Origin of the sequence: Polymorphobacter sp. PAMC 29334 (assembly GCF_019431245.1) — a bacterium.
Taxonomy (GTDB): domain Bacteria; phylum Pseudomonadota; class Alphaproteobacteria; order Sphingomonadales; family Sphingomonadaceae; genus Polymorphobacter_B; species Polymorphobacter_B megasporae.
The window spans coordinates 3,372,853-3,395,386 of record NZ_CP080243.1; the positions used below are offsets into that span (position 1 = coordinate 3,372,853).

At 64.0% G+C, this 22,534-nt stretch carries 33 protein-coding genes; all 33 read right to left on the reverse strand.

All coding sequences use genetic code 11. The features are described from left to right. Positions 1–20 precede the first annotated feature (20 nt). Positions 21–389, reverse strand: coding sequence for a 30S ribosomal protein S13 (gene rpsM / locus KZX46_RS19655; RefSeq protein ID WP_174276970.1), 369 nt, complete (start codon positions 387–389; stop codon positions 21–23). Positions 390–614: 225 nt separating this feature from the next. Further along, positions 615–1,265, reverse strand: a complete 651-nt coding sequence (locus KZX46_RS19660) for an adenylate kinase (RefSeq protein ID WP_219775369.1) — start codon at positions 1,263–1,265, stop codon at positions 615–617. A 28-nt stretch (positions 1,266–1,293) separates the two neighbouring features. Then, positions 1,294–2,652, reverse strand: coding sequence for a preprotein translocase subunit SecY (gene secY / locus KZX46_RS19665; protein WP_219775370.1), 1,359 nt, complete (start codon positions 2,650–2,652; stop codon positions 1,294–1,296). Between the two features lie 170 nt (positions 2,653–2,822). After that, positions 2,823–3,353 carry a 50S ribosomal protein L15 gene (gene rplO, locus KZX46_RS19670; RefSeq protein WP_219775371.1) on the reverse strand — a complete coding sequence of 177 codons (531 nt, stop codon included), beginning with the start codon at positions 3,351–3,353 and terminating at the stop codon, positions 2,823–2,825. Between the two features lie 82 nt (positions 3,354–3,435). After that, positions 3,436–3,615 carry a 50S ribosomal protein L30 gene (rpmD, locus tag KZX46_RS19675; protein ID WP_216708546.1) on the reverse strand — a complete coding sequence of 60 codons (180 nt, stop codon included), beginning with the start codon at positions 3,613–3,615 and terminating at the stop codon, positions 3,436–3,438. A 12-nt stretch (positions 3,616–3,627) separates the two neighbouring features. Beyond that, positions 3,628–4,335, reverse strand: coding sequence for a 30S ribosomal protein S5 (gene rpsE / locus KZX46_RS19680; protein ID WP_216708545.1), 708 nt, complete (start codon positions 4,333–4,335; stop codon positions 3,628–3,630). 9 nt (positions 4,336–4,344) lie between these two features. Then, positions 4,345–4,701, reverse strand: coding sequence for a 50S ribosomal protein L18 (gene rplR / locus KZX46_RS19685; protein ID WP_219775372.1), 357 nt, complete (start codon positions 4,699–4,701; stop codon positions 4,345–4,347). Beyond that, entirely contained in the window at positions 4,701–5,234 is a 534-nt protein-coding gene (rplF, locus tag KZX46_RS19690; protein ID WP_216708543.1) for a 50S ribosomal protein L6, read from the reverse strand. The genes rplR and rplF overlap by 1 nt, the downstream gene beginning before the upstream one ends. 2 nt (positions 5,235–5,236) lie before the next feature. Then, the gene (gene rpsH / locus KZX46_RS19695; protein WP_216708542.1) at positions 5,237–5,635 is read right to left on the reverse strand and encodes a 30S ribosomal protein S8; all 399 of its coding nucleotides are present in this window, start codon (positions 5,633–5,635) and stop codon (positions 5,237–5,239) included. Positions 5,636–5,639: 4 nt separating this feature from the next. Continuing rightward, positions 5,640–5,945: a 30S ribosomal protein S14 gene (gene rpsN, locus KZX46_RS19700; protein ID WP_216708541.1), complete on the reverse strand. Its 306-nt coding sequence runs from the start codon at positions 5,943–5,945 to the stop codon at positions 5,640–5,642. Between the two features lie 2 nt (positions 5,946–5,947). Further along, positions 5,948–6,529 (reverse strand): 50S ribosomal protein L5, encoded by a 582-nt coding sequence (gene rplE / locus KZX46_RS19705; protein WP_219775373.1) that lies wholly within the window; start codon positions 6,527–6,529, stop codon positions 5,948–5,950. Continuing rightward, the gene (rplX, locus tag KZX46_RS19710) at positions 6,522–6,845 is read right to left on the reverse strand and encodes a 50S ribosomal protein L24 (protein ID WP_216708539.1); all 324 of its coding nucleotides are present in this window, start codon (positions 6,843–6,845) and stop codon (positions 6,522–6,524) included. The genes rplE and rplX overlap by 8 nt, the downstream gene beginning before the upstream one ends. Next, complete coding sequence (rplN, locus tag KZX46_RS19715) at positions 6,845–7,213, reverse strand: 50S ribosomal protein L14 (protein ID WP_216708538.1); 369 nt, start codon at positions 7,211–7,213, stop codon at positions 6,845–6,847. The genes rplX and rplN overlap by 1 nt, the downstream gene beginning before the upstream one ends. A 37-nt stretch (positions 7,214–7,250) precedes the next feature. Continuing rightward, complete coding sequence (rpsQ, locus tag KZX46_RS19720) at positions 7,251–7,487, reverse strand: 30S ribosomal protein S17 (protein WP_216708537.1); 237 nt, start codon at positions 7,485–7,487, stop codon at positions 7,251–7,253. Continuing rightward, positions 7,487–7,693: a 50S ribosomal protein L29 gene (gene rpmC / locus KZX46_RS19725; RefSeq protein ID WP_219775374.1), complete on the reverse strand. Its 207-nt coding sequence runs from the start codon at positions 7,691–7,693 to the stop codon at positions 7,487–7,489. The genes rpsQ and rpmC overlap by 1 nt, the downstream gene beginning before the upstream one ends. Positions 7,694–7,701: 8 nt before the next feature. Beyond that, positions 7,702–8,136, reverse strand: a complete 435-nt coding sequence (gene rplP / locus KZX46_RS19730; protein ID WP_216708535.1) for a 50S ribosomal protein L16 — start codon at positions 8,134–8,136, stop codon at positions 7,702–7,704. A gap of 2 nt (positions 8,137–8,138) precedes the next feature. Further along, positions 8,139–8,843, reverse strand: coding sequence for a 30S ribosomal protein S3 (rpsC, locus tag KZX46_RS19735; protein ID WP_216708534.1), 705 nt, complete (start codon positions 8,841–8,843; stop codon positions 8,139–8,141). After that, positions 8,843–9,277 (reverse strand): 50S ribosomal protein L22, encoded by a 435-nt coding sequence (rplV, locus tag KZX46_RS19740; protein WP_219775375.1) that lies wholly within the window; start codon positions 9,275–9,277, stop codon positions 8,843–8,845. The genes rpsC and rplV overlap by 1 nt, the downstream gene beginning before the upstream one ends. Further along, entirely contained in the window at positions 9,277–9,555 is a 279-nt protein-coding gene (gene rpsS / locus KZX46_RS19745) for a 30S ribosomal protein S19 (RefSeq protein ID WP_144237801.1), read from the reverse strand. Before rpsS ends, rplV begins: the two co-directional genes overlap by 1 nt. A gap of 2 nt (positions 9,556–9,557) precedes the next feature. Beyond that, entirely contained in the window at positions 9,558–10,394 is an 837-nt protein-coding gene (rplB, locus tag KZX46_RS19750; RefSeq protein WP_216708532.1) for a 50S ribosomal protein L2, read from the reverse strand. A 1-nt stretch (position 10,395) separates the two neighbouring features. Continuing rightward, on the reverse strand, positions 10,396–10,710 hold the full coding sequence (locus tag KZX46_RS19755; protein ID WP_219775376.1) for a 50S ribosomal protein L23: 315 nt from the start codon (positions 10,708–10,710) through the stop codon (positions 10,396–10,398). Further along, entirely contained in the window at positions 10,703–11,326 is a 624-nt protein-coding gene (rplD, locus tag KZX46_RS19760; protein ID WP_216708530.1) for a 50S ribosomal protein L4, read from the reverse strand. Before rplD ends, KZX46_RS19755 begins: the two co-directional genes overlap by 8 nt. A gap of 3 nt (positions 11,327–11,329) precedes the next feature. After that, positions 11,330–12,070 carry a 50S ribosomal protein L3 gene (gene rplC / locus KZX46_RS19765; protein WP_219775377.1) on the reverse strand — a complete coding sequence of 247 codons (741 nt, stop codon included), beginning with the start codon at positions 12,068–12,070 and terminating at the stop codon, positions 11,330–11,332. 76 nt (positions 12,071–12,146) lie between these two features. Then, on the reverse strand, positions 12,147–12,461 hold the full coding sequence (rpsJ, locus tag KZX46_RS19770; protein WP_219775378.1) for a 30S ribosomal protein S10: 315 nt from the start codon (positions 12,459–12,461) through the stop codon (positions 12,147–12,149). Between the two features lie 100 nt (positions 12,462–12,561). Then, positions 12,562–13,752, reverse strand: a complete 1,191-nt coding sequence (gene tuf / locus KZX46_RS19775) for an elongation factor Tu (protein WP_216708527.1) — start codon at positions 13,750–13,752, stop codon at positions 12,562–12,564. Positions 13,753–13,852: 100 nt separating this feature from the next. Further along, positions 13,853–15,925: an elongation factor G gene (gene fusA / locus KZX46_RS19780; RefSeq protein WP_219775379.1), complete on the reverse strand. Its 2,073-nt coding sequence runs from the start codon at positions 15,923–15,925 to the stop codon at positions 13,853–13,855. A gap of 24 nt (positions 15,926–15,949) precedes the next feature. Then, the gene (gene rpsG / locus KZX46_RS19785) at positions 15,950–16,420 is read right to left on the reverse strand and encodes a 30S ribosomal protein S7 (protein WP_216708525.1); all 471 of its coding nucleotides are present in this window, start codon (positions 16,418–16,420) and stop codon (positions 15,950–15,952) included. Between the two features lie 10 nt (positions 16,421–16,430). Beyond that, positions 16,431–16,802 (reverse strand): 30S ribosomal protein S12, encoded by a 372-nt coding sequence (gene rpsL / locus KZX46_RS19790; RefSeq protein WP_174277159.1) that lies wholly within the window; start codon positions 16,800–16,802, stop codon positions 16,431–16,433. Between the two features lie 291 nt (positions 16,803–17,093). Then, on the reverse strand, positions 17,094–17,960 hold the full coding sequence (locus KZX46_RS19795) for a hypothetical protein (RefSeq protein WP_219775380.1): 867 nt from the start codon (positions 17,958–17,960) through the stop codon (positions 17,094–17,096). Positions 17,961–17,979: 19 nt separating this feature from the next. Continuing rightward, entirely contained in the window at positions 17,980–20,706 is a 2,727-nt protein-coding gene (gene secA / locus KZX46_RS19800; RefSeq protein ID WP_219775381.1) for a preprotein translocase subunit SecA, read from the reverse strand. Between the two features lie 106 nt (positions 20,707–20,812). Next, entirely contained in the window at positions 20,813–21,397 is a 585-nt protein-coding gene (locus tag KZX46_RS19805; RefSeq protein WP_216708522.1) for an energy transducer TonB, read from the reverse strand. Between the two features lie 88 nt (positions 21,398–21,485). Continuing rightward, a complete protein-coding gene (locus KZX46_RS19810) occupies positions 21,486–21,737 on the reverse strand; it encodes a GCG_CRPN prefix-to-repeats domain-containing protein (protein ID WP_216708521.1) in 252 nt (83 codons plus the stop codon). A gap of 139 nt (positions 21,738–21,876) precedes the next feature. Further along, positions 21,877–22,533, reverse strand: coding sequence for an energy transducer TonB (locus KZX46_RS19815; RefSeq protein ID WP_219775382.1), 657 nt, complete (start codon positions 22,531–22,533; stop codon positions 21,877–21,879). Between the last annotated feature and the right edge of the window lies 1 nt (position 22,534).

Sequence of the window (22,534 nt, forward strand, 5' to 3'; positions counted from 1 at the left end):
CGAAAGAAGCGGGGACGACCCTACTTCTTCTTGCCGGCGATCGGCTTCGGCTTGCCCTTGCGGGTGCGCGCGTTGGTGTGGGTGCGCTGGCCGCGCACGGGGAGGCCGCGACGATGGCGCAGGCCGCGATAGCAGGCCAGGTCCATCAACCGCTTGATGTTCATCGCGGTCTGGCGGCGCAGGTCGCCCTCGACGGTGATTTCCTTGTCGATCATCTCGCGGATCTGGAGGACTTCGGCGTCGGTCAAGTCCTGGACACGGCGATCACGCGGCATCTCTAGCTTCTCGACGATGCCGAGCGCCTTGGTCCGGCCAATACCGTGGATATAGGTGAGCGCGATCTCGACGCGCTTGTTGGTCGGGATGTTGACGCCCGCAATACGTGCCACAGATATTTCTCCCAAGCTCCACAGGACCGCTGGGCGCAGCCCCATCTCAAAGCACCAGCCGCCGAAGCAACCTTCAAAACAACGACCGCCAAAGCGACCATCAAAGCAAACGACCGGAGCGCCAACGGGCGTTCCGGCCTGACTTCCGGTGAAACGGAAGTGGGGTAGCTAGGCAGCGAATCCCCAAGAGTCAAGCGCAACGGCGCGCCAGAGACCCGCAACCCGCTATTTTGTTCCGAGAACCGCTTCGATTGCTGCCTCGACATGCGCCATGTCGGCCATGCCGTCGACCCGCGCGACGAGTCCGCGCGCTTCGTAATACGGCAGGATCGGTGCGGTCTTGGCGCGATATTCGGCCATGCGCGTCCGCACCGTCTCGGCATTGTCGTCGGGGCGGCGCTTGAAGTCGTGGCTGCCGCAGACGTCGCAGGTATCTGCGACCTTCGGCAGCTTGTATCGGTCATGATAGCCTTCGCCGCAGACCGCGCAAGTGAAGCGCCCGGTGATGCGGTCGACCAGCGCGTCTTCCTGGACCTCGAGCTCGATGACATGATCGAGCTTGAGCCCCTTGGCGGTGAGCATCGCGTCAAGCGCCTCGGCCTGGACCTGAGTGCGCGGATAGCCGTCGAGTGTAAAGCCGGCGCGCGCATCGGCAGCGTCGAGCCGATCGGACAGGATGCCGTTGACGATGTCGTCTGACACGAGCTCGCCCGCCGCCATCACCGCCTTCGCCTTGAGCCCCACCGTGGTTCCGGCGGCGACGGCCGCGCGCAGCATGTCACCGGTCGACAGCTGGACCATGTGGTGTTCGCGTTCGAGGCGGCTCGCTTGCGTGCCCTTACCAGCACCCGGCGGCCCGAGCAGGATGATATTCACGCGGGCTGCCCCACGGCGTGTCGGTCGATCAACGGCGATTTCCCCTCAGCTTGGACTTCTTGATCAGTCCTTCGTACTGATGGGCTAGCAGATGACTTTGAATCTGCGCAACCGTATCCATCGTCACATTGACGATAATCAGCAGCGACGTCCCGCCGAAGCTTGCCGCGATCCCGACCTTCGACGTCAGAAACTCCGGCAGCAGGCAGATAACCGTTAGATACGCCGCGCCGATCACGGTGATCCGGGTCAGGACGTAATCAAGATATTCGCTCGTCCGCACGCCCGGCCGGATCCCCGGGATGAAGCCGCCGTACTTCTTGAGGTTTTCGGCGGTTTCCTCGGGGTTGAACACGACCGCCGTGTAAAAGAAGCTGAAGAAGATGATCCCCGCCGCGTACAGCGCCATGTAGACCGGCGCACCGCGCTGGAGCTGGGTCGTCACCGTCAGTAGCCAATCGGGACCGTTGCCGCCCTTGCCGAGGAACTGCGCAACGGTCAGCGGCATCAGCAGCAGCGACGACGCGAAGATCGGCGGGATGACGCCGCTCGTGTTGATCTTGAGCGGCAGGAACGAGCTGTCGCCCTGATACTGGCGCGACCCGACCTGTCGCTTCGGATATTGGATCAGGATCTTGCGCTGGGCGCGCTCCATTACGCAGATGAACGCGATCGTTGCGAGGCCGAGGACCGCGACCATCAGGACGAAGCCGAGCGAGATCGCCCCGGTCCGTGTCTGCTCGAACAACTGGCCGACCGACACCGGCAAATGGCTGACGATGCCCGCCATGATGATCAGCGAAATGCCGTTACCGATACCGCGGCTGGTGATCTGCTCGCCGAGCCACATCAAGAACATTGTCCCGCCGATCAGCGTGATGACGGTCGAAATGCGGAAGAACCAGCCGGGGTCGATGACCGCAGCGATGCCCTGCCCGGCGCCCCAGCCCTCGAGCCCGACGGCGATGCCATAGCCCTGCACCGCGGTCAGCAGCACGGTGCCGTAGCGGGTATATTGATTGAGCTTCTTACGGCCCGACTCACCCTCTTTCTTGAGGGTCATCAGCGACGGCACGAGGCTGGTCATCAGCTGAATGATGATCGAGGCAGTGATGTACGGGGTCACGCCGAGCGCGATCAACGACATGCGCTGGAGCGCACCGCCCGAAAACATGTTGAAGAAATCGAGGACGCCGCCCTGTGTCTTGGCGAACAGCGAGTTGAGCGCCTCGGGATCGATCCCAGGCAGCGGCACGAACGACACCAGCCGGAACACGATCAGCGCGCCGAGGGTGAACCACAGCCGCTTCTTGAGCTCGGTCGCCTTCGAGAAATTCGCCAGGCTGAGACTGGCGGCGAGTTGCTGCTGTTGCGCGGATGACGCCATCGGTAATCCCAACTGTCGGCGACCCCCCGGGGCCAACCCTATGCGCTGCCTAGATAGGGAGTGGCAGGCGCGTCACCAACTATAAACTGTCATCCCGGCGAAGGCCGGGCCCCATGAACTCAAACGGTGGAGTTCAAGGGTCCCGGCCCTCGCCGGGATGCCACGTCAGTTCAGGCCTTCGCCTTCGCAGCGCGGGCGGTGGCACGGGCCGCCTTCGCCGCATCGGCGTCGATCGCTTCCTTGACCACCGGCAGCGTGACGCTACCACCCGCCGCTTCAACCGCAGCCTTGGCGGCAGCGCTGCCGCCGGCGACGTGGAGATGAAGCGCTGCAGTCAACACGCCCTTGCCGAGCAGGCGGATGCCTTCGCGGGCATGGCTGATAACGCCGGCTTCGACGAGCGCTGCGCCGTTGAGTGTTGCACCGGCAACGATCTTGCCGTCGTCGACCGCCTTCTGCAGCGTGCCGAGGTTGATCTCAGCCATGTACTTGCGGAAGATGTTGTTGAAGCCGCGCTTCGGGATACGCATGTGGAGCGGCATCTGGCCGCCCTCGAAGCCCTTGATCGCGACACCCGAGCGCGACTTCTGGCCCTTTTGTCCGCGACCGGCGGTCTTGCCGACGCCCGAGCCGATACCTCGGCCAACACGAACGCGCTTCTTGCGCGCGCCATCATTATCTCGAAGATCGTTCAGTTTCATGGTGCACTCGCTTTCGCTTTAGTCGCGCGTTGATGGATTGATCCCGTCATCCCCGCGAAAGCGGGGATGACAAGATCGATGGCTATTCGCCTTCGACCTTGATGAGATGCGCCACCTTCTTGATCATCCCGCGGACCGAGGGCGTATCCTCGAGTTCACGGCTGCGGTGCATCTTGTTGAGGCCGAGGCCGATCAGCGTCGCCTGCTGATCGGGCTGGCGGCGGATATGCGATCCGACTTGGGTAATCTTGACAGTCGCCATCGTCATTCTTCCTTAAGCGACCGTGGCTTCGGCATCGGCCTCAGCCACCCGGCCCGAGACGTCGCCGCGACGCGCCATCAGGTCGGCGATCTTCTTGCCGCGACGCTGGGCGACCGCCTTGGGGCTGGTCTGGTCGGTCAGCGATGCGAACGTCGCGCGGATCATGTTGTACGGGTTGTTCGTGCCGACCGACTTGGTCACGACGTCCGCGACGCCGAGCGCCTCGAACACCGCACGCATCGGGCCGCCGGCGATGATGCCCGTTCCCTGCGCCGCCGAGCGGACATAGACCTTGCCTGCGCCGAAGTGGCCATAGGCATCGTGATGCAGCGTGCGGCCGTCGCGCAACGGAACGCGGATCATCGCCTTCTTCGCGGCAGCGGTGCCCTTGGCGATCGCCTCGGGGACTTCGCGCGCCTTGCCATGACCGAAGCCGACGCGACCCTTGCCGTCGCCGACGACGACGAGCGCGGCGAAGCCGAAGCGCTTACCGCCCTTGACCGTCTTCGAGACGCGGTTGATGTGAACGAGCTTCTCGATCAGCTCTTCGCCGCCGTCACCCGTCGGGCCGCCACGGCCGCCCCGGTTGTTGCGGTCGTTGTTGCCGCGATTGCCGCCAGGGCCGCCACGGTTGTTGCCGCCGGGACCGCTGCGATTGCCGCCGGGTCCGCCGCGTCCACCACCGGGGCCACCGCCGCCGGGACCGCTACGAGGTTCCATGCCCATGTCTTAAAACTCCAGTCCGGCTTCGCGGGCGCCTTCGGCAAGCGCACGGACGCGGCCGTGGAAAAGGAAACCGCCGCGATCGAACACGACGGTGGTGACGCCCGCCGCCTTGCTGCGCTCGGCGAGACGCTTGCCGACGTCGGCAGCGGCAGTCGTCGTCGCACCAGTGACGTCGCGAACGTTCTTCTCGAGCGTCGAAGCCGAGGCGATCGTGATCCCCTGCGCGTCGTCGATGACCTGCGCATAAATGTGCTGCGACGAGCGGTGGATCGACAAGCGCGGGCGCTCGCCGCCCTTGGCGCGTAGCGCGGTGCGGACGCGGCGACGCCGCTTTTCGAAGAGGGAGAGACCCTTGCTCATTACTTCTTCTTCCCTTCCTTGCGGAAGATATACTCGCCGCGATACTTGATGCCCTTGCCCTTATAGGGTTCCGGCTTGCGCCAGCGGCGGATCTCGGCGGCAACCTGGCCGACCTTCTGCTTGTCGGCGCCGGTGATCTCGACCGTCGTCTGGTCGGGCGTCTTGATCGCGATGCCCTCGGGGATCGGATAGTCGACGTCGTGGCTATAGCCGAGCTGAAGCTTTAGGTTCGACCCCTGGACGCTGGCACGGTAGCCGACGCCGGTGATCTCAAGCACCTTGGTAAAGCCCGCCGAGACGCCGACGACAAGGTTCGACACCAACGTCCGCTGCATGCCCCAATAGGCACGCGCCTGCTTGCTGTCGTTCGCCGGCTGGACGCTGATCGCATCCGCCTCGACAGCGTAAGCGATATCGGGAACCATCGACAGCGTCAGCAGGCCCTTGGGACCCTTGACGCTGAGAATGGCGCCGTCGATCGTCGCGGTGACGCCGGCCGGAACCGGGACCGCCTTCTTGCCAATCCGTGACATCGTTAGAATACCTGACAGAGGACTTCGCCGCCGACATTCTGCTCGCGCGCTTCCGCGTCGGACAGAACACCCTTCGGCGTCGAGACGATGACGATGCCGAGGCCATTGCGGACGCGCGGCAGATCCTGCGCTCCCGAATAGACCCGGCGACCCGGCTTCGAGACGCGCGCGACGTGCTGAATCGCCGGCTGGCCTTCGAAGTACTTAAGGTCGATGCGGAGCGCAGCGGCGGGGCCGGTATCGGCGGCATCGCTATAGCCGCGGATATAGCCCTCGCGCTGGAGCACGTCGAGAACGCGGGCACGCAGCTTCGACGCCGGCGTCAGGACGGAATCCTTGCGCGCCTGCTGCCCGTTGCGGATGCGGGTGAGCATGTCACCCAGCGGATCGGTCATCGACATAGCGTTACCAGCTCGACTTGGTCAGGCCGGGAATCAGGCCCTTGTTGCCCAGTTCCCGCAGCATGATCCGCGACAGTTTGAACTTGCGATAGACCGCGCGGCTACGCCCGGTCAGTGCACAGCGATTGCGGACACGACCCGGGGTCGCGTTGCGCGGCAGCTCGGACATCTTGAGGCGGGCCATCAGGCGCTCGCCTTCGTCCTTGGTCTCGTCGGCGGCGATCGCCTTCAGGGCCGCGAACTTGGGGGCGTACTTCTTGACCAGCGCCTTGCGGTGCTCGTTCTTGTTCACCGAACTCTTCTTGGCCATGCTTAAGCTGCCTTCTTCGCGTCGACCATGCCGGTGAACGGCAGGCCGAAAGCAAACAACAACGCCCGTGCCTCGTCGTCCGACTTGGCGGTCGTGGTGATGATGACGTCCATGCCGCGGACCTTGCCGATCCGGTCATAGTTGATCTCGGGGAACACGATCTGCTCCTTGAGACCCATCGCATAGTTGCCGCGACCGTCGAACGACTTCGGGTTCAGCCCGCGAAAGTCGCGGACGCGCGGGAGCGCGATCGTGACGAGGCGGTCGAGGAACTCGTACATCTTCTCACGGCGCAGGGTCACCTTGCAGCCGATCGGCATACCCTCGCGCAGCTTGAACACCGCGACCGACTTCTTCGCCTTGCAGATCACCGGCTTCTGGCCAGCGATCAGCGCCATTTCGGCGGCGGCGGCGTCGACCAGCTTCTTGTCCTGGGTGGCGTCGCCGACACCCATGTTGATGACGATCTTGTCGATCTTGGGAACCTGCATGAGGTTCTTATAGCCGAACTGCTCGCTCATCTGGCCGCGGATCTTATCCACGTACAGCTGCTGCATCCGGGTCAGGTTTGCCGCGTCAGCCATCGATCGTCTCTCCCGACCGCTTGGCGATACGCACCTTGCGACCATCTTCCAGTATCTTGAAGCCGACGCGCGTCGGCTTGCCCGTCTTCGGGTCCTCGATCGCAACCTTCGACACGAACATCGGCGCTTCGATGCGCTCGAGACCGCCCTGCGGGTTGGCCTGGCTCGCCTTCTTGTGGCGCGTCATCATGTTGATGCCGCCGACGATGACCTTGCCTTCTTTCGGCATGGCCTTCGTGACTTCGCCGTGCTTGCCCTTGTCCTTGCCGGACAGGACAACGACCTTGTCGCCCTTCTTGATCTTGGCGGCGCTCATTACAGCACCTCCGGCGCAAGGCTGATGATCTTCATGTGGCCCGATGCGCGCAGCTCGCGCACCACCGGCCCGAAGATACGGGTGCCGATCGGCTCCTCGTTCTTGTTGATCAGGACCGCGGCATTGCCGTCGAAGCGGATCACCGAGCCGTCCGAGCGCCGGATATCCTTCGCCGTGCGAACGACGACGGCGCGATGGACGTCGCCCTTCTTGACCTTGCCCTTCGGCGCGGCTTCCTTGATCGAGACGACGATGACGTCACCCACGCCGGCGAACCGACGCTTCGAGCCACCGAGCACCTTGATGCACATCACCCGCTTGGCACCGCTATTGTCGGCGACGTCGAGGTTCGTCTGCATCTGGATCATTCGTTCGATCCTTCTTTCTTGTTACGGAAGTTCGACATCAGCCGACCTTCTCCATGACCTTGAACGTCTTCAGCTTGGACATCGGGGCGCATTCCTGGATGCGGACCTCGTCGCCTTCCTTGATGACGTTGCCCTCGTCGTGGGCATGATACTTCTTCGAACGGCGCATGATCTTTCCGTAGACCGGGTGAGTGATCTTGCGCTCGATGAGCACGATGACGGTCTTGTCGCCCTTGTCGGACACGACCTTGCCCTGGAGAATACGCTTCGGCATCAGACTTCCTTCGTCGCTGCCGTGGCGCGCTGGCCCTGGAGCGTCTTGATCTTGGCGATCGTGCGGCGGACTTCGCGAACCCGCGCCGGCTTTTCCATCTGGCCAGTGGCCGCCTGGAACCGCAGGTTGAATTGCTCGCGCTTCATCTCACCCAGCGTCGTCGCGATCTGGTCGTCGGTCTGCGGGCGAAGGTCTTTGGTCTTCATGGCTGTGCTCACTTCGTCACTTCGCCGATCGGCTCGCCGAGGCGGACGACGGTCTTGACCTTGATCGGCAGCTTGGCCGCCGCGCGCTCAAAGGCACCCTTGGCGACGTCGTGCGGCACGCCGTCGAGCTCGAACAGGATGCGGCCTGGCTTGACCTTGGCGGCCCAGAATTCCGGAGCGCCCTTACCCTTACCCATGCGGACTTCGGCGGGCTTCGACGTGACCGGCACGTCGGGGAAGATGCGGATCCACAACCGGCCGGCACGCTTGATGTGACGGCTGATCGCGCGACGCGCAGCTTCGATCTGGCGGGCGGTGAGCCGGTCGGGCTCCATCGCCTTCAGGCCGAACGCGCCGAAGTTGAGCGCAGTGCCGCCCTTGGCGTCGCCGTGAATGCGACCCTTGAACTGCTTGCGAAACTTGGTTTTCTTAGGCTGCAACATGACTAGCGACCTTCACGCGCGGGACGGACGCCCGAGGTCTGCGCTTCCATCATCAGACGGTCCTGCGACATCGGATCGTGGCCGAGAATCTCGCCCTTGAAGATCCACACCTTGACGCCGCATACACCGTAAGCGGTGTGCGCCTGCGCTTCGGCATAATCGACGTTGGCACGAAGCGTGTGCAACGGCACCCGGCCTTCGCGATACCATTCGACGCGCGCGATCTCCGCCCCGCCGAGACGGCCCGAGCAGGTGATGCGAATGCCCTCGGCGCCGAGACGCAGCGCCGACTGAACCGCACGCTTCATCGCGCGGCGGAAAGCGATACGACGCTCGAGCTGATCGGCAACGCCCTGTGCAACCAGACGGCTGTCGACTTCGGGCTTGCGGATTTCGACGATGTTGAGCGACACGTCCGACTTGGTCATCGTCGCGATCTGCTGGCGCAGCTTCTCGATGTCCGCACCCTTCTTGCCGATGATGACACCGGGGCGGGCGGCGTAGATCGATACGCGGCACAGCTTGGCCGGGCGCTCGATCACGACCTTCGAGATCGCGGCCTGCGGCTGCGACTTCATGATGAAGTTACGGATCTTGATGTCTTCGATCAGCAGGCGACCATAGTCTTCGCCTTCGGCGAACCAGCGGCTGTCCCACGTCCGGTTGATCTGGAGCCGGAGCCCGATCGGGTTTGTCTTATGACCCATTATGCCTGCTCCGTCGCATTGGTCTTGCCGGCCTTCGCCTCACGCGCGGCCGCATAATCGGCCTCGCCGAGTTCGCGGACAACGATCCGGATGCGGCTGAACGGCTTGACGATCGCCGAGGCGCGACCGCGCGCACGCGGCGTGAAGCGCTTCATCACGATCGCCTTGCCGACGCTGGCTTCCTTGACGATCAGCGCATCGACATCGAGATTGTGATTGTTCTCGGCATTGGCGATCGCCGAGGCGAGCACCTTGCGGACGTCGGGCGCCATGCCCTTGGTCGAGAACTGCAGGATGTTGAGCGCTTCCGATGCCTTGCGGCCGCGGATGAGACCAGCAACGAGGTTGAGCTTGTACGGCGAGCCGCGAACGGTCGTCGCGATCGCCAGCGCTTCCTTGTCGCCGACCTTGCGGGGTGCGGAGGGCTTGCCCATCAGCGCTTGGCCTTCTTGTCGGCGGCATGGCCGGTGAACGTGCGCGTCGGCGCGAACTCGCCGAGCTTCATGCCCACCATGTCCTCGTTGACCGAGACCGGGATGAACTTGCGGCCGTTATAGACGCTGAAGACCAAGCCGACGAATTGCGGCAGGATCGTCGAGCGGCGCGACCAAGTCTTGATCGGACCCCGACCACCGCCACCGGCTTGCGCGGTTTCGGCCTTCTTCAGGACGTGGAGGTCGACGAACGGACCTTTCCAGACGGAGCGGCTCATGCCTACCTCTTCTTCTTCGCGTGACGCGAACGAATGATCATCTTGTCGGTCGACTTGTTCGACCGGGTCTTCGCACCCTTGGTCGGCTTGCCCCACGGCGTAACCGGGTGACGGCCGCCCGAGGTCCGGCCTTCACCACCGCCGTGCGGATGGTCGACCGGGTTCTTGGCGACGCCGCGCGTCAGCGGACGATGGCCGAGCCAGCGGGTCCGACCGGCCTTGGCGTGGTTAGTGTTCGAATTGTCGGGGTTCGACACCGCGCCGACCGTCGCCATGCAATTGGCGTGAGTGTAGCGCTGCTCCCCCGAGTTCAAGCGGATGATGACCATGCCGCGGTCGCGACCGACGACCTGGACGAAGGTCCCTGCAGCGCGCGCCATCTGGCCGCCCTTGCCGGGCTTGAGCTCGACGTTGTGGACGATCGTGCCGACGGGCATCTGGCCAATTTCCATCGCGTTGCCCGGCTTGACGTCGACCTTCTTGCCGGCGGTAACGCTGTCGCCAACGGCAAGGCGCTGCGGCGCGAGGATATAGTTCTGCTTGCCATCAGGGTACTTGATCAGCGCGATGAACGCCGAGCGGTTGGGATCGTACTCAATCCGTTCGACGGTCGCGGCAACGTCCCACTCGCGACGCTTGAAGTCGACGATGCGGTACAGCTGCTTGTGACCGCCGGCGATGCCGCGCGCGGTGGCGTGGCCCATGTTGTTGCGGCCGCCCGACTTGCGGAGGCCCTCGGTCAGCGCCTTAACCGGACGCCCCTTGTGGAGCGCCGAGCGGTCGACGAGGATCAGGCCGCGGCGGCCCGGCGACGTCGGATTATAATGCTTGAGAGCCATCTCAGATTCCCGTGGTCACGTCGATGCGGTCGCCTTCGGCGAGCGTCACGATCGCTTTCTTCTCATCCGAGCGCGTGTAGGGCTTGCCCTTGAAGCGCTTGTTCTTGCCCTTCTGGATCAACGTGTTGACCGACAGGACGCGGACGCCGAACAGCGCCTCGACCGCAGCCTTGATCTCGGGCTTCGACGAATCCTTGGCGACCTTGAAAACCACCTGGTTGAACTCGCTGACCAGCGTCGACTTCTCGGTGATGACCGGCTTCACGACGATATCGTAATGCTTGAGGTCGATCGTGGCGGGTTGCAGCTTAGCCATTGACGCGTGCCTCCAGGGCAGCGACCGCGGCGCGGGTCAGCACCAGCATGTCGTGGTTGAGGATGTCGTACACGTTGGCGCCGACTGCGGGCATGATGTCGATCTTCTCGAGGTTGGCGCATGCCATCCCGAAGTGCTGATCGACCGCGCCGCCATCGACGAACAGGCCGTTAGTCACGCCGAGACCGGCGAGCCGCGCGAGCAGCGTCTTGGTCTTGGCCTCACCGAGCGCGAAGTCCTCGACGATCATCAGCTTGCCTTCGGCCTGCTTAACCGACAGCGCGATGCCGAGGCCGAGGCGACGGATTTTCTTGTTGAGGCCGGGATCGAAGTCGCGGACCCGCGGGCCGTGCGCCTTACCACCGCCGGTGAACTGCGGCGCGCCGCGGTTACCGTGGCGGGCGACACCGCCGCCCTTCTGGTTGCCGAGCTTCTTGCCGGTGCGCGAGACATCCGAACGCTCTCGAGCGCCCCGGGCCGTCGCACGGCGCTTTTCGAGCTGCCACGTCACGACGCGGTGGAGGATGTCGACGCGGGCTTCCTTGCCGAAGACAGTCTCGTCGAGTTCGATATCACCGCTGGCCGCGGCATCGAGGGTGCGTACATCGAGCTTCATGGCTCAGCCCTCCTGCGTTTCGGTTTCGGGGGCGTCGACAAGGTCGACCTGCGGAGCAGCATCGTTGGCAGCGCTCTTGAGCGAAGCCGGATACGGCGCGGCGTCGGGGCGCGGGCCCTTGACGGCGTCCTTGACCAGCAGCCAACCGCCCTTGTGCCCGGGAACCGAGCCCTTGACGAAGATCAGGCCGCGCTCGACGTCGGTGGAGACGATCTCGAGGTTCTGCTGGGTGCGCTGGCGGTCGCCCATGTGGCCCGCCATCTTCTTGTTCTTGAACACCTTACCGGGGTCCTGGCGCTGGCCGGTCGACCCGAGCGAACGGTGCGAGACCGAGACGCCGTGGGTTGCGCGGAGCCCGCCGAAGTTCCAGCGCTTCATGCCGCCCTGGAAACCCTTACCGACGGTGTCGCCGGTGATGTCGACGAGCTGGCCAGCGACGAAATGGTCCGCCGAGAGCGACGCGCCGGCTTCGAGCAGCGCGTCTTCCGACACGCGAAACTCAGCGACACGCGCCTTGGGTTCGACCTCGGCAGCGGCGAAGTGGCCGCGCTCGGGCTTGGTGGTGTTCTTGACCTTCTTGGCGCCGGCACCGAGCTGGACCGCGACGTAACCGTCGCGCTCGGTCGTGCGCTGCGACACGACCTGGCAGTCTTCGAGGCTCAGCACCGTTATCGGGACGTGGCGACCATCGTCCTTGAACAGGCGGGTCATCCCCATTTTCTTCGCGATCACGCCACTGCGCATGATCAATTCCTTTCCCTCAGAGGCCCCCGTGGGGGCATGACTAATTAAAGTTCGCTCCGCGTATGTTCAGTCAGATCTAGCTCTGGAGCTTGATCTCCACATCAACACCCGCGGCGAGGTCGAGTTTCATCAGGGCATCGACCGTCTGCGGCGTCGGATCGACGATGTCGAGCAGGCGCTTGTACGTGCGGACTTCGAACTGCTCACGCGACTTCTTGTCGACGTGCGGCGAACGGTTGACGGTGAAACGCTCGAACCGTGTCGGCAGCGGGATCGGGCCGCGAATGGCCGCACCCGTCCGCCTCGCTGTGTCGGCGATCTCGCTTGTGGCCATGTCGAGCACGCGGTGATCGAAGGCCTTCAGGCGAATGCGGATGTTCTGCGTTTCCATCGGTTCTTTTCGTTTCTGGCAATCAGCGTTCGTACAAAAAATAAGGCCCGGGCGAACCGGGCCGCTCTCACCGAATCATCGGGAGAACGGCCCTATACGCTTACTTCGTGATCGTTGCAACCACGCCCGAACCAACGGTGCGTCCGCCTTCGCGAATTGCGAAGCGAAGACCCGGATCCATGGCGATCGGCGCGATCAGCTTGACGGCCAGCTCGACGTTGTCGCCGGGCATGACCATCTCGGTGCCCTCGGGCAGCTCGACGGTGCCGGTGACGTCGGTCGTGCGGAAGTAGAACTGCGGACGATAGTTGGCGAAGAACGGCGTGTGACGGCCACCCTCGTCCTTCGACAGCACATACACGGTCGCCTTGAACTCGCTGTGCGGCTTAATCGAGCCGGGCTTGCAGAGAACCTGGCCGCGCTCGACGTCGTCACGGCCGACGCCGCGAAGCAGCGCGCCGATGTTGTCGCCGGCCTGGCCCTGGTCGAGAAGCTTGCGGAACATCTCGACGCCGGTGCACACCGACTTGCGCGTGTCCTTGATGCCGACGATCTCGACTTCCTCGCCGACCTTGACGATGCCGCTCTCGACGCGGCCGGTGACGACCGTACCGCGACCCGAGATCGAGAAGACGTCTTCGATCGGCATCAGGAACGGACGGTCGAGCGGACGCTCGGGCTGCGGGATGTATTCGTCGACGGTCTTCATCAGCGCGACGACGGCGTCGTGGCCGATTTCGGGACGCTTGCCGTCGAGTGCGCAGACAGCCGAACCCTGGGTGATCGGAATGTCGTCACCCGGGAAGTCGTACTTCGACAGAAGTTCACGGATTTCCATCTCGACGAGCTCGAGAATTTCCGCGTCGTCGACGAGGTCGACCTTGTTCATGAAGACGACCATCGCCGGAACGCCGACCTGCTTCGCGAGCAGGATGTGCTCGCGGGTCTGCGGCATCGGACCGTCGGTCGCCGAGACGACGAGGATCGCGCCGTCCATCTGCGCCGCGCCGGTGATCATGTTCTTCACATAGTCGGCATGGCCGGGGCAATCGACGTGCGCGTAGTGGCGGTTGGCAGTCTCATACTCGACGTGCGCGGTCGAGATGGTAATGCCGCGCTCGCGCTCCTCGGGAGCCTTGTCGATGTCGGCGTACGAGGTGAAGGTCGCCCCGCCGGTCTCGGCGAGGATCTTCGTGATCGCGGCGGTCAGCGACGTCTTGCCATGGTCGACGTGACCGATGGTGCCGATGTTGCAGTGCGGCTTGTTCCGCTCGAATTTCGCCTTACCCATGATCCCTCATCCTTGTCGAATTGCTGCCGCGCCCGGCAAGGCGCGGCGTCTAGTTTCTGCGTCCGAAAATGTAAAGCAGCCAGAATCTCGCCGGCTGGCTTTAGGCCATCTTCGCCTTGATTTCCTCGGCGACGTTCGACGGCACTTCTTCGTAATGGCTGAACTGCATCGAATACTGCGCCCGGCCCTGGCTCATCGAGCGGAGCTGGTTGACGTATCCGAACATGTTCGCCAGCGGCACCTGCGCCTCGATGACCTGCGCATTACCGCGGCTGTCGGTGCCCTGAATCTGGCCGCGACGGCTGTTCAGGTCGCCGATGACGTCACCCATGAAGTCCTCCGGGGTAACGACCTCTACCTTCATCACCGGCTCGAGAAGCTTGATGCCGGCCTTGACGGCGGCTTCGCGCATACCGCCGCGACCGGTGATCTCGAACGCGAGCGCCGACGAGTCGACGTCATGGTAGGCACCATCATAAAGCCGCGCGGTGAAGTCGATGATCGGGAAGCCGATCAGCGAACCCGTTGATGCAATTTCACGAATGCCCTTCTCGACCGAAGGAATATACTCCTTTGGAATGTTTCCGCCCTTGACCTCGTCGAGGAAGATAACGCCCGAACCGCGCTCGCCGGGCTCAACCGAAAACTTGATCCGGCCGAACTGACCCGAGCCGCCCGACTGCTTCTTGTGGGTGTAATCGACGTCAACCTTGCGGGCGAGTGATTCGCGGTACGCCACCTGCGGCGCGCCGACATTGGCCTCGACCTTGAACTCGCGGCGCATGCGGTCGACGAGAATTTCGAGATGGAGCTCACCCATCCCCTTAATGATCGTCTGGCCGCTTTCGTTGTCCGAAGACACGCGGAACGACGGATCTTCCTGCGCGAGACGGTTGAGCGCGATGCCCATCTTCTCCTGGTCGGCCTTGGTCTTCGGCTCGACTGCAACCTCGATGACCGGCTCGGGGAATTCCATCCGCTCGAGGATGATCGGCTTCAACGGCGCGCACAGCGTGTCACCCGTGGTGACGTCCTTGAGGCCGACCAGCGCGACGATGTCGCCGGCATAGGCTTCCTTGATGTCCTCGCGGTTGTTGGCATGCATCAGGAGCATGCGCCCAATCTTTTCCTTCTTGTCCTTGACCGAGTTGAGCACCATCGACGCCGCCTCGAGCTTGCCCGAATAGATGCGGGCGAAGGTGAGCGTGCCGACGAAGGTGTCGGTCATGATCTTGAAGGCGAGCGCGCTGAACGCGGCGTCATCCGAAGCTTCGCGGATCTCGTCCTCGTCCTTCATGTTGATGCCGTGCATCGGCGGAATGTCGAGCGGCGACGGCATGTAGTCGACGACGGCGTCGAGCAGAGGCTGGACGCCCTTGTTCTTGAACGCCGAGCCGCACAGCACAGGAACGAAGGCGAACGCCAGCGTGCCCTTGCGAATCAATGCCTTGAGTTCCGCCGTCGTCGGCTCGGTGCCTTCGAGATACGACTCCATAAGGGCGTCGTCCTGCTCGACCGCCATCTCGATCAGTTCCGAGCGAGCGATCGCAGCGGCTTCCTTGAGATTCTCCGGAATCTCCTTGTATTCAAACTTCGCGCCGAGGCTCTCTTCGAGCCAGACGATCGCGCGGTTCTCGACGAGGTCGACGAGGCCGACGAAGTCACCTTCGAGGCCGATCGGGAGATACAGCACCGCCGGACGCGCACCGAGGCGGTCCTTGATCATTGCGACGCAGCGGTCGAAGTTCGCGCCGGTGCGGTCGAGCTTGTTGACAAAGCACATCCGCGGAACTTTGTACTTGTCGGCCTGCCGCCAGACGGTCTCCGACTGCGGCTCGACCCCGGCAACGCCATCGAAGCACGCAACCGCACCGTCAAGGACGCGCAGCGAACGCTCGACTTCGATGGTGAAGTCGACGTGGCCGGGCGTGTCGATGATGTTGATGCGGTGGTCGTTCCAGAAGCACGTCGTTGCGGCGGACGTGATGGTGATCCCGCGCTCCTGCTCCTGCTCCATCCAGTCCATCGTCGCCGTGCCTTCGTGCACTTCGCCGATCTTGTAGGACTTGCCGGTGTAATACAGGATACGCTCGGTCGTCGTCGTCTTACCGGCGTCGATGTGCGCCATGATACCGATGTTACGGTACATGTTCAGGGGCGTGGTACGGGCCATCTCAAATACTCCAGACGGGTCCGACTACCAACGGTAGTGCGAGAAGGCGCGGTTGGCTTCGGCCATCCGGTGCGAATCTTCGCGCTTCTTGACCGCGGTGCCGCGATTGTTGGCGGCGTCGACCAGTTCACCCGAAAGGCGGGCAGCCATCGTGTGCTCGGAGCGGTTGCGCGCCGCCGAGATCAGCCAGCGGATCGCCAGCGCCTGCGAGCGCTCGGGACGAACCTCGACCGGCACCTGGTAGGTCGCACCGCCGACGCGGCGGCTGCGGACCTCGATGCCCGGCTTCACGTTCGCCAGCGCGTCGTGGAACACGCCAATCGGCTCGCGCCGGGTCTTCGCCTCGACGGTGTCGAGGGCGTTGTAGACGATCGACTCGGCGGTCGACTTCTTCCCCTCGTACATCACGAGGTTCATGAACTTGGAAAGGATGAGATCACCGAAACGGGGATCGGGGAGAATTTCGCGCTTCTCTGGGCGACGACGACGGGCCATCTATCTATCCTTACTTCGGGCGCTTCGCGCCGTACTTCGACCGGCTCTGCTTGCGATCCTTGACGCCCTGGGTGTCGAGGACACCGCGCAGGACGTGGTAGCGCACGCCGGGAAGATCCTTGACGCGGCCGCCGCGAATCAGGACCACCGAGTGCTCCTGCAGATTGTGCCGTTCGCCGGGGATGTAGCCGATGACTTCGAAGCCATTGGTGAGGCGAATCTTGGCGACCTTGCGAAGCGCCGAGTTCGGCTTCTTCGGAGTCGTCGTGTAAACGCGGGTGCAAACGCCGCGCTTCTGCGGGCATTCTTCCATCGCAGGCGCGGTCTCGCGGACGCGCTGAGGGGTACGCCCCTTGCGGATCAACTGGTTAATCGTCGGCATCGTCTTCGTGGTCTTCCTGCTGTTCGGTAACGGCATCGCTGCCATTCCTACTCCAGGCCTGAACCGCCCTCACGGCATAAGCGCGGTCGGCCCTGTTGCCAGGACCCTCCGCGCACAGCTCAGCCTGTCGTTCCTATGCCCGGACAAGTCAGAATCGAGGAATTGCACCTGACACCGGCCCGCGAGCGAAGGCGGCCTATAGGCGCTACGACCGCTGCAGGTCAACGGTTTTTAGAGTCCGCGCACGATCGACCGCTCGACTGTAAACCCTCCCCGGCGTAGGCCGCGCGCCTAATGTCCGAGCGGGATCAGTGTCTCGGGAATCTTGTCGCTGCCCGGCGTAACCGACCAGGTCAGGCGGGTGCGACTACCGTTGCGGCTAGGTCCGTCTTCGGTGTTGTTGGTCAAAGGCACGATGTCGCTCGTGATTATAAAGCTACCCTGCGGACCGTTGGCTGGCGGCGCGAGCGGCTTGGTCGCGGTTCCGGTTTCGGCCCTTATGCCCTTCATAAATGCTTCGGCCGGAGCGCTGCGGTAGCCCGGTGCGCTGACCAGCACGCCGCCGTCGCTGCGCTTGCGGATAACGACAAAGGGCACGATCACGCTCGACTTCGGGAGCAGCGGGAAGACGAAATCGCGGTCGAGTCGCCCCGACTGTTCAAAGTCGACTTCGAACACGCCATTCCCGCGATACGTCACCGATCGCCATCCGGCCTGTTTGCTAAGCTGCACCGCATAATCGCGCATCGCCGAATCGTTGCTCGGGTCCATACCGATGATCTTCGCCATCTGCTCGCCTTCGCGCTGGCGAGTCGCCACAGCATCGGCGGTGCGCTTGGCGGTCTCCTCGGGGGTGCACGGTCGCTGCCCCGAGCGGAAGGTGCGCATCGCCACATTGGGCCCCTGCCCCGGCTGCTGCGGCGGCACGGAGGGAGCGCCCGGCACCGGTCCAAAGCACGTCGGCAGCACAGTATCGGGCGGCGTCGGCTGCCTGAGTGACGCGGGCGTGACGAGAACGATCTCGCCCTTATAGGCGAAGGTGAACGCGCCATCGCGCTTGACGTCGAGCGTCGAAGCGAACTTGCCGGGGATGAGGAAGCACGCCGCCAGCAGCAATGACGCTGCTATGGCCGATACGATCGTCGTCGCGCGCGTCATATGCCCCCCGATATTTGGCCTAGATCGTGCCGTGGCAGTGCTTAAACTTCTTGCCCGACCCGCACGGGCACGGCGCGTTGCGCGAGGTCGTTGCCATCCAATCGGCGCGCGTTGTCTCGTCGATATCGCTGAATGCCGCCGCGGCGCTGCGAGCGATGTCGAGCTGCGCCGACGGCAGGTTGCCCATTGGCCCGAAGGCGTCGCTGAACCCGGTCAGCGGGTCGACGTGGGTGGTGACGAAGCTCGGCTGCGGCGGCGCATACGCCTCGGGCTCCATCTCGAAGCGCGCGTTGGCGAGCATGCGGGTAACGTCCTCGCGGACCGTCGTCAGCATCCGCTCGAACAGCGCGAACGCCTCCGACTTATACTCGTTGAGCGGGGTCTTTTGCGCATAGGCGCGGAGGTGGATGACCTGCCGCAGCGCGTCGAGCGTCGCCAGATGCTCCTTCCAGTGATGATCGAGCGCCTGGAGGAGGAAGTTCTTCTCGATCTGGATCCACGAGTCGTGCGGGACGGCAGCGGACTTGTCGCCCATCGCCTTGTCCGACGCCGTGATCAGCCGGTCGACGAACATCTCCTGGTCGACGGCGTCTTCCTTGACCCACTCGGTGACATCGACATCGAGTCCGAGCGTCGAACGAACCGCCTCATCGAGCGCGGTGACGTCCCATTGTTCTGGATAGGTGTTCGGCGGGCAATGGAGGCCGACGAGCGCGTTGACCGTTTCGTGGCGCATGTCGAGGACGACGTCGCCGACCGCCTCGGAATCCATGATGTCCGCGCGCTGGTCGTAGACCACCTTGCGCTGGTCGTTCATCACGTCGTCGTACTGGACGACATTCTTGCGCTGATCGTAGTTCCGCGCCTCGACCTTCTTCTGCGCGGTCTCGATCGCCTTCGAGATCCACGGGTGGATGATCGCCTCACCCTCCTCAAGACCGTTGTTCATCATCCGGGCGAGCATGTTCTGCTGACCGAAGATGCGGAGCAAATCGTCATCGAGGCTGAGATAAAAGCGGCTGAGGCCGGGGTCGCCCTGCCGCCCCGAACGTCCGCGTAGCTGGTTGTCGATGCGGCGGCTCTCGTGGCGTTCGGTCCCGAGGACGAACAGCCCGCCGACCTGGCGCACCGCCTCGCGCTCGGCGAGCACCTCGGCCTTGATCCGCGCCATCGCGGCGACGCGCTCGTCACCTTCGACGCCGTCGAGTTCGCGAATGTATCGCGCCTCGTAATTCCCGCCGAGCTGGATGTCGGTGCCGCGCCCAGCCATGTTGGTCGCGATCGTCACCGCGCCGATGCGCCCGGCCTGCTCTACGATGTGCGCTTCCTGCTCGTGGTAGCGCGCGTTGAGGACGACGTGCTCGACCTGTTCCTTCTTGAGGAATTCGCTGAGCAATTCGCTCTTCTCGATCGAGACGGTGCCGACGAGGATCGGCTGGCCGCGTTCCTTGGCTTCGCGGATCGTCTTGACGATCGCCTTAAACTTCTCCTCGGCGTTCTTGTAGAATTCGTCGTCGACGTCCTTGCGTTGGACCGGCAGGTTGGTCGGGATCTCGACGACGTTCAGCTTATAGATGTCGAAGAACTCGGCCGCTTCGGTTGCCGCCGTGCCCGTCATGCCGCCAAGCTTGGGGTAGAGCCGGAAGTAATTCTGGAAGGTGATCGACGCGAGCGTCTGGTTCTCGGGCATGATGTCGACGCCTTCCTTGGCCTCGACCGCCTGATGCAGCCCCTCCGCCCAGCGCCGCCCGTCCATCATCCGCCCGGTGAATTCGTCGATGATGATGACCTTGCCGTCGCGGACTATGTAGTCGGTGTCGCGCCGGTAGATCATGTTGGCGCGGAGCGCCTGGTTGAGGTGGTGGACGACCTGGGTGTTCTCGTAATCGTACAGGTTCTCGCCCTCGAGCAGCCCGGCGGCTTCAAGCGCGCGCTCGGCGATCTCGGTGCCATTCTCGGTGAGAATGACCTGCTTCTGCTTCTCGTCGATCTCGACGTCTTCGGTCTTGAACAGCTTCACCACGGCATCGACCTGCATGTACAGCTCGGACTTGTCGTCGGTCGGGCCGGAGATGATCAGCGGGGTCCGCGCCTCGTCGATCAGCACCGAATCGACCTCGTCGGTGACCGCGAAGTTGAACGGCCGCTGGACCATAGCCTCGCGCGCGTACTTCATGTTGTCGCGCAGATAGTCGAAGCCGAATTCGTTGTTCGTGCCGTAGGTGATGTCGGCGGCATACGCCTCGCGGCGGGTCGCATCGTCGAGGTTGGGGACGATGACGCCGATGCTCATGCCGAGAAAGCCGTAGACGCGGCCCATCCACTCGGCGTCGCGCGACGCGAGATAGTCGTTGACGGTGACGACGTGGACGCCCTTGCCTTCCAAGGCATTGAGATAGACCGCGAGCGTAGCGACGAGCGTCTTGCCCTCGCCGGTCCGCATCTCGGCGATCTCGCCGCGGTGGAGGACGATGCCGCCGATCATCTGGACATCGTAATGGCGCTGGCCGAGCGCGCGCTTGGCGGCTTCGCGGACGGTGGCGAAGGCTTCGGGAAGAACGTCGTCGAGTGTCTCGCCCGCCGTCAGCCGCGCGCGGAACGCCGCGGTCTGCGCCTGGAGCGCGGCGTCGGACATCGCCGAGATGCTCGGCTCGTGGCTGTTGATCTTGGCAACCAGCGGCGCGAGCGAGCGAACGTAGCGCTCGTTCGACGAGCCGAAGATGCGCTTCGCGATGCCTGCAAACATGGGAACCCTAACCGTAATCCGGGGCGCTGGCGCGCTCTACCGGGACCGGCGGGACATAGGGAGCGGCACCCGCTTAGTCAATTCAGGCGGCCGGCGCACACCTTGGCTATTTTACGGTTACCGGGCCCGTGGCGAAGCCGACGCTGAGGAGCGATACCGCCCGGACCGGGCTGCCCGACGCATCGCGCACCACGGGCCGCACGAGGTCGCTCACCGCCCCGCATGCAAGCCGGTCGAGTTGCAACACCCCGCTCGACGCGGCGACCGCGCAGGTTTGAACCTTGCCCGTCGGGTCGGCGACGATGCGCAGGTCGGTGACGGCTCCCGGCGGCGCGCGATCGACTGTCATCGCGAAGTCGACATCGGAAACCGGCAGGGCGCGATTGACAGCGAAGCTCTGTCGAACCCGCGCGGCGATCAGCTGGCCGGCCTCGTCGCGGGCGGGCGTAAATCGGGCAACCCGGCCGGCCCGCTCGCACGCAACCTTGTCGACCAACGACGACCCGCTCGACACCGCAACCGTGCAGCGGCTGACCCGTCCCGACGTATCGATGAACATGTCGACCCACGTCACCATCGGTGCGGTGGTGGCCGCGAGCACCGACGCCTGCGAGACGTCGAGCATCTTCGGCGTGAATTGCGGGACCGGCATGGCCCCGAGCAAAGCACCCACGATCATCGTTAACGGCATGACATTCTCCCCAGGGCGACAGACAGCAAAGTGGCCGCAGCGGGTCAATAACGCTGCGGCCACCCGGCTAATTCGAATTCTCTGTGGCTTAGCGGTACCGCCAGCCACCGCGCCAGCGATCGCGATTATGCCAGTATCGCTGTCCATCCCAATAGCCGCGGCCATGGTAGTAATTGCCGATAACCAGGCCGGGTGCGACGACGACCGGCCCGCGCATCGGGCGGCAGTGGCCGTATGGGCCGCGGAATGCGCCGGGACCGCAGCCGTCGCGGGCCTGCGCAGCCGTCCCAGCCGCGAGCGTCACGCCAGCGGCAAGCGCGATTGCCAGAAACTTGTTCATGATGATCTCTCCTCACAAATCGAACCTGTTAAACCCCGGCCCGACCGGGCAGTTCCGACGTGCCGGTCTATGCGCGCGTGACTGAAGCGGCGATTTACGGAGTCCAAATTCACCATCGCCCGGAGCCGGTGCTTTCTGGTCAGTCCGACGGTCTGGACGCCAGAAAGCCGACGCTGACTTCGCGCACGGCGCGAAGCGGTTGCCCCTGCCCGTCGCGCCCGGGGTTGAACGCGGTCGCCCGCAGCTGCATGCACGCGAGCCGATCGAGCTCAACGGCTCCACTCGACGTTGCCACATCACAGGTCGAAACACGGCCGGTGTCATCGATCAGGAGGACAAGGTCGGCGGTAAACATTCTCCCCGGTTCGGGTAGGCGGCTGACGGGAACGGCGAAATCGACGGTTCGTTGGCCAGCGTCACGACCGCGCTTCGCCTCGGTGTCATGCGCCGCCTTAATCTTCGAGGGACGCACGAGCGGATTACGGAGGGGAGTGCTGGTGAAGTCATAGCGCAACACGGCGGCGATTGGATTCCCGTCGGCATCGCGACCTGGGGTGAGACGCGGACCGCGCATAAGCACGTGGCATGCAGCCCGATTGAAGCCTGCCGCCTTGTCCGGCAGCGTAACCTCGCAGTGGACGGGCTGCCCGGTGCTATCGATCGTCACCTCGACTCGCGCCGCGGACCCCTCCCGCGACGCAGCCCTAGCAACCTGATCGATATCGACGACCCATTTCTTGACGGGAACCGGCATCATCGCCGTCGCCACAGCTGCCGCGCCCGCCAAAAGCAACATC

Excerpts from the sequence above, each read along its gene's own strand:
- secY (WP_219775370.1), bottom strand. The coding sequence starts at position 2,652 with ATGGCGTCATCCGCGCAACAGCAGCAACTCGCCGCCAGTCTCAGCCTG.
- rplO (WP_219775371.1), bottom strand. The coding sequence starts at position 3,353 with ATGAAACTGAACGATCTTCGAGATAATGATGGCGCGCGCAAGAAGCGC.
- rpmD (WP_216708546.1), bottom strand. The coding sequence starts at position 3,615 with ATGGCGACTGTCAAGATTACCCAAGTCGGATCGCATATCCGCCGCCAG.
- rpsE (WP_216708545.1), bottom strand. The coding sequence starts at position 4,335 with ATGGAACCTCGTAGCGGTCCCGGCGGCGGTGGCCCCGGTGGTGGACGC.
- rplR (WP_219775372.1), bottom strand. The coding sequence starts at position 4,701 with ATGAGCAAGGGTCTCTCCCTCTTCGAAAAGCGGCGTCGCCGCGTCCGC.
- rplF (WP_216708543.1), bottom strand. The coding sequence starts at position 5,234 with ATGTCACGGATTGGCAAGAAGGCGGTCCCGGTTCCGGCCGGCGTCACC.
- rpsH (WP_216708542.1), bottom strand. The coding sequence starts at position 5,635 with ATGTCGATGACCGATCCGCTGGGTGACATGCTCACCCGCATCCGCAAC.
- rpsN (WP_216708541.1), bottom strand. The coding sequence starts at position 5,945 with ATGGCCAAGAAGAGTTCGGTGAACAAGAACGAGCACCGCAAGGCGCTG.
- rplE (WP_219775373.1), bottom strand. The coding sequence starts at position 6,529 with ATGGCTGACGCGGCAAACCTGACCCGGATGCAGCAGCTGTACGTGGAT.
- rplX (WP_216708539.1), bottom strand. The coding sequence starts at position 6,845 with ATGAGCGCCGCCAAGATCAAGAAGGGCGACAAGGTCGTTGTCCTGTCC.
- rplN (WP_216708538.1), bottom strand. The coding sequence starts at position 7,213 with ATGATCCAGATGCAGACGAACCTCGACGTCGCCGACAATAGCGGTGCC.
- rpsQ (WP_216708537.1), bottom strand. The coding sequence starts at position 7,487 with ATGCCGAAGCGTATTCTCCAGGGCAAGGTCGTGTCCGACAAGGGCGAC.
- rpmC (WP_219775374.1), bottom strand. The coding sequence starts at position 7,693 with ATGAAGACCAAAGACCTTCGCCCGCAGACCGACGACCAGATCGCGACG.
- rplP (WP_216708535.1), bottom strand. The coding sequence starts at position 8,136 with ATGTTGCAGCCTAAGAAAACCAAGTTTCGCAAGCAGTTCAAGGGTCGC.
- rpsC (WP_216708534.1), bottom strand. The coding sequence starts at position 8,843 with ATGGGTCATAAGACAAACCCGATCGGGCTCCGGCTCCAGATCAACCGG.
- rplV (WP_219775375.1), bottom strand. The coding sequence starts at position 9,277 with ATGGGCAAGCCCTCCGCACCCCGCAAGGTCGGCGACAAGGAAGCGCTG.
- rpsS (WP_144237801.1), bottom strand. The coding sequence starts at position 9,555 with ATGAGCCGCTCCGTCTGGAAAGGTCCGTTCGTCGACCTCCACGTCCTG.
- rplB (WP_216708532.1), bottom strand. The coding sequence starts at position 10,394 with ATGGCTCTCAAGCATTATAATCCGACGTCGCCGGGCCGCCGCGGCCTG.
- KZX46_RS19755 (WP_219775376.1), bottom strand. The coding sequence starts at position 10,710 with ATGGCTAAGCTGCAACCCGCCACGATCGACCTCAAGCATTACGATATC.
- rplD (WP_216708530.1), bottom strand. The coding sequence starts at position 11,326 with ATGAAGCTCGATGTACGCACCCTCGATGCCGCGGCCAGCGGTGATATC.
- rplC (WP_219775377.1), bottom strand. The coding sequence starts at position 12,070 with ATGCGCAGTGGCGTGATCGCGAAGAAAATGGGGATGACCCGCCTGTTC.
- rpsJ (WP_219775378.1), bottom strand. The coding sequence starts at position 12,461 with ATGGAAACGCAGAACATCCGCATTCGCCTGAAGGCCTTCGATCACCGC.
- tuf (WP_216708527.1), bottom strand. The coding sequence starts at position 13,752 with ATGGGTAAGGCGAAATTCGAGCGGAACAAGCCGCACTGCAACATCGGC.
- fusA (WP_219775379.1), bottom strand. The coding sequence starts at position 15,925 with ATGGCCCGTACCACGCCCCTGAACATGTACCGTAACATCGGTATCATG.
- rpsG (WP_216708525.1), bottom strand. The coding sequence starts at position 16,420 with ATGGCCCGTCGTCGTCGCCCAGAGAAGCGCGAAATTCTCCCCGATCCC.
- rpsL (WP_174277159.1), bottom strand. The coding sequence starts at position 16,802 with ATGCCGACGATTAACCAGTTGATCCGCAAGGGGCGTACCCCTCAGCGC.
- KZX46_RS19795 (WP_219775380.1), bottom strand. The coding sequence starts at position 17,960 with ATGACGCGCGCGACGACGATCGTATCGGCCATAGCAGCGTCATTGCTG.
- secA (WP_219775381.1), bottom strand. The coding sequence starts at position 20,706 with ATGTTTGCAGGCATCGCGAAGCGCATCTTCGGCTCGTCGAACGAGCGC.
- KZX46_RS19805 (WP_216708522.1), bottom strand. The coding sequence starts at position 21,397 with ATGCCGTTAACGATGATCGTGGGTGCTTTGCTCGGGGCCATGCCGGTC.
- KZX46_RS19810 (WP_216708521.1), bottom strand. The coding sequence starts at position 21,737 with ATGAACAAGTTTCTGGCAATCGCGCTTGCCGCTGGCGTGACGCTCGCG.
- KZX46_RS19815 (WP_219775382.1), bottom strand. The coding sequence starts at position 22,533 with ATGTTGCTTTTGGCGGGCGCGGCAGCTGTGGCGACGGCGATGATGCCG.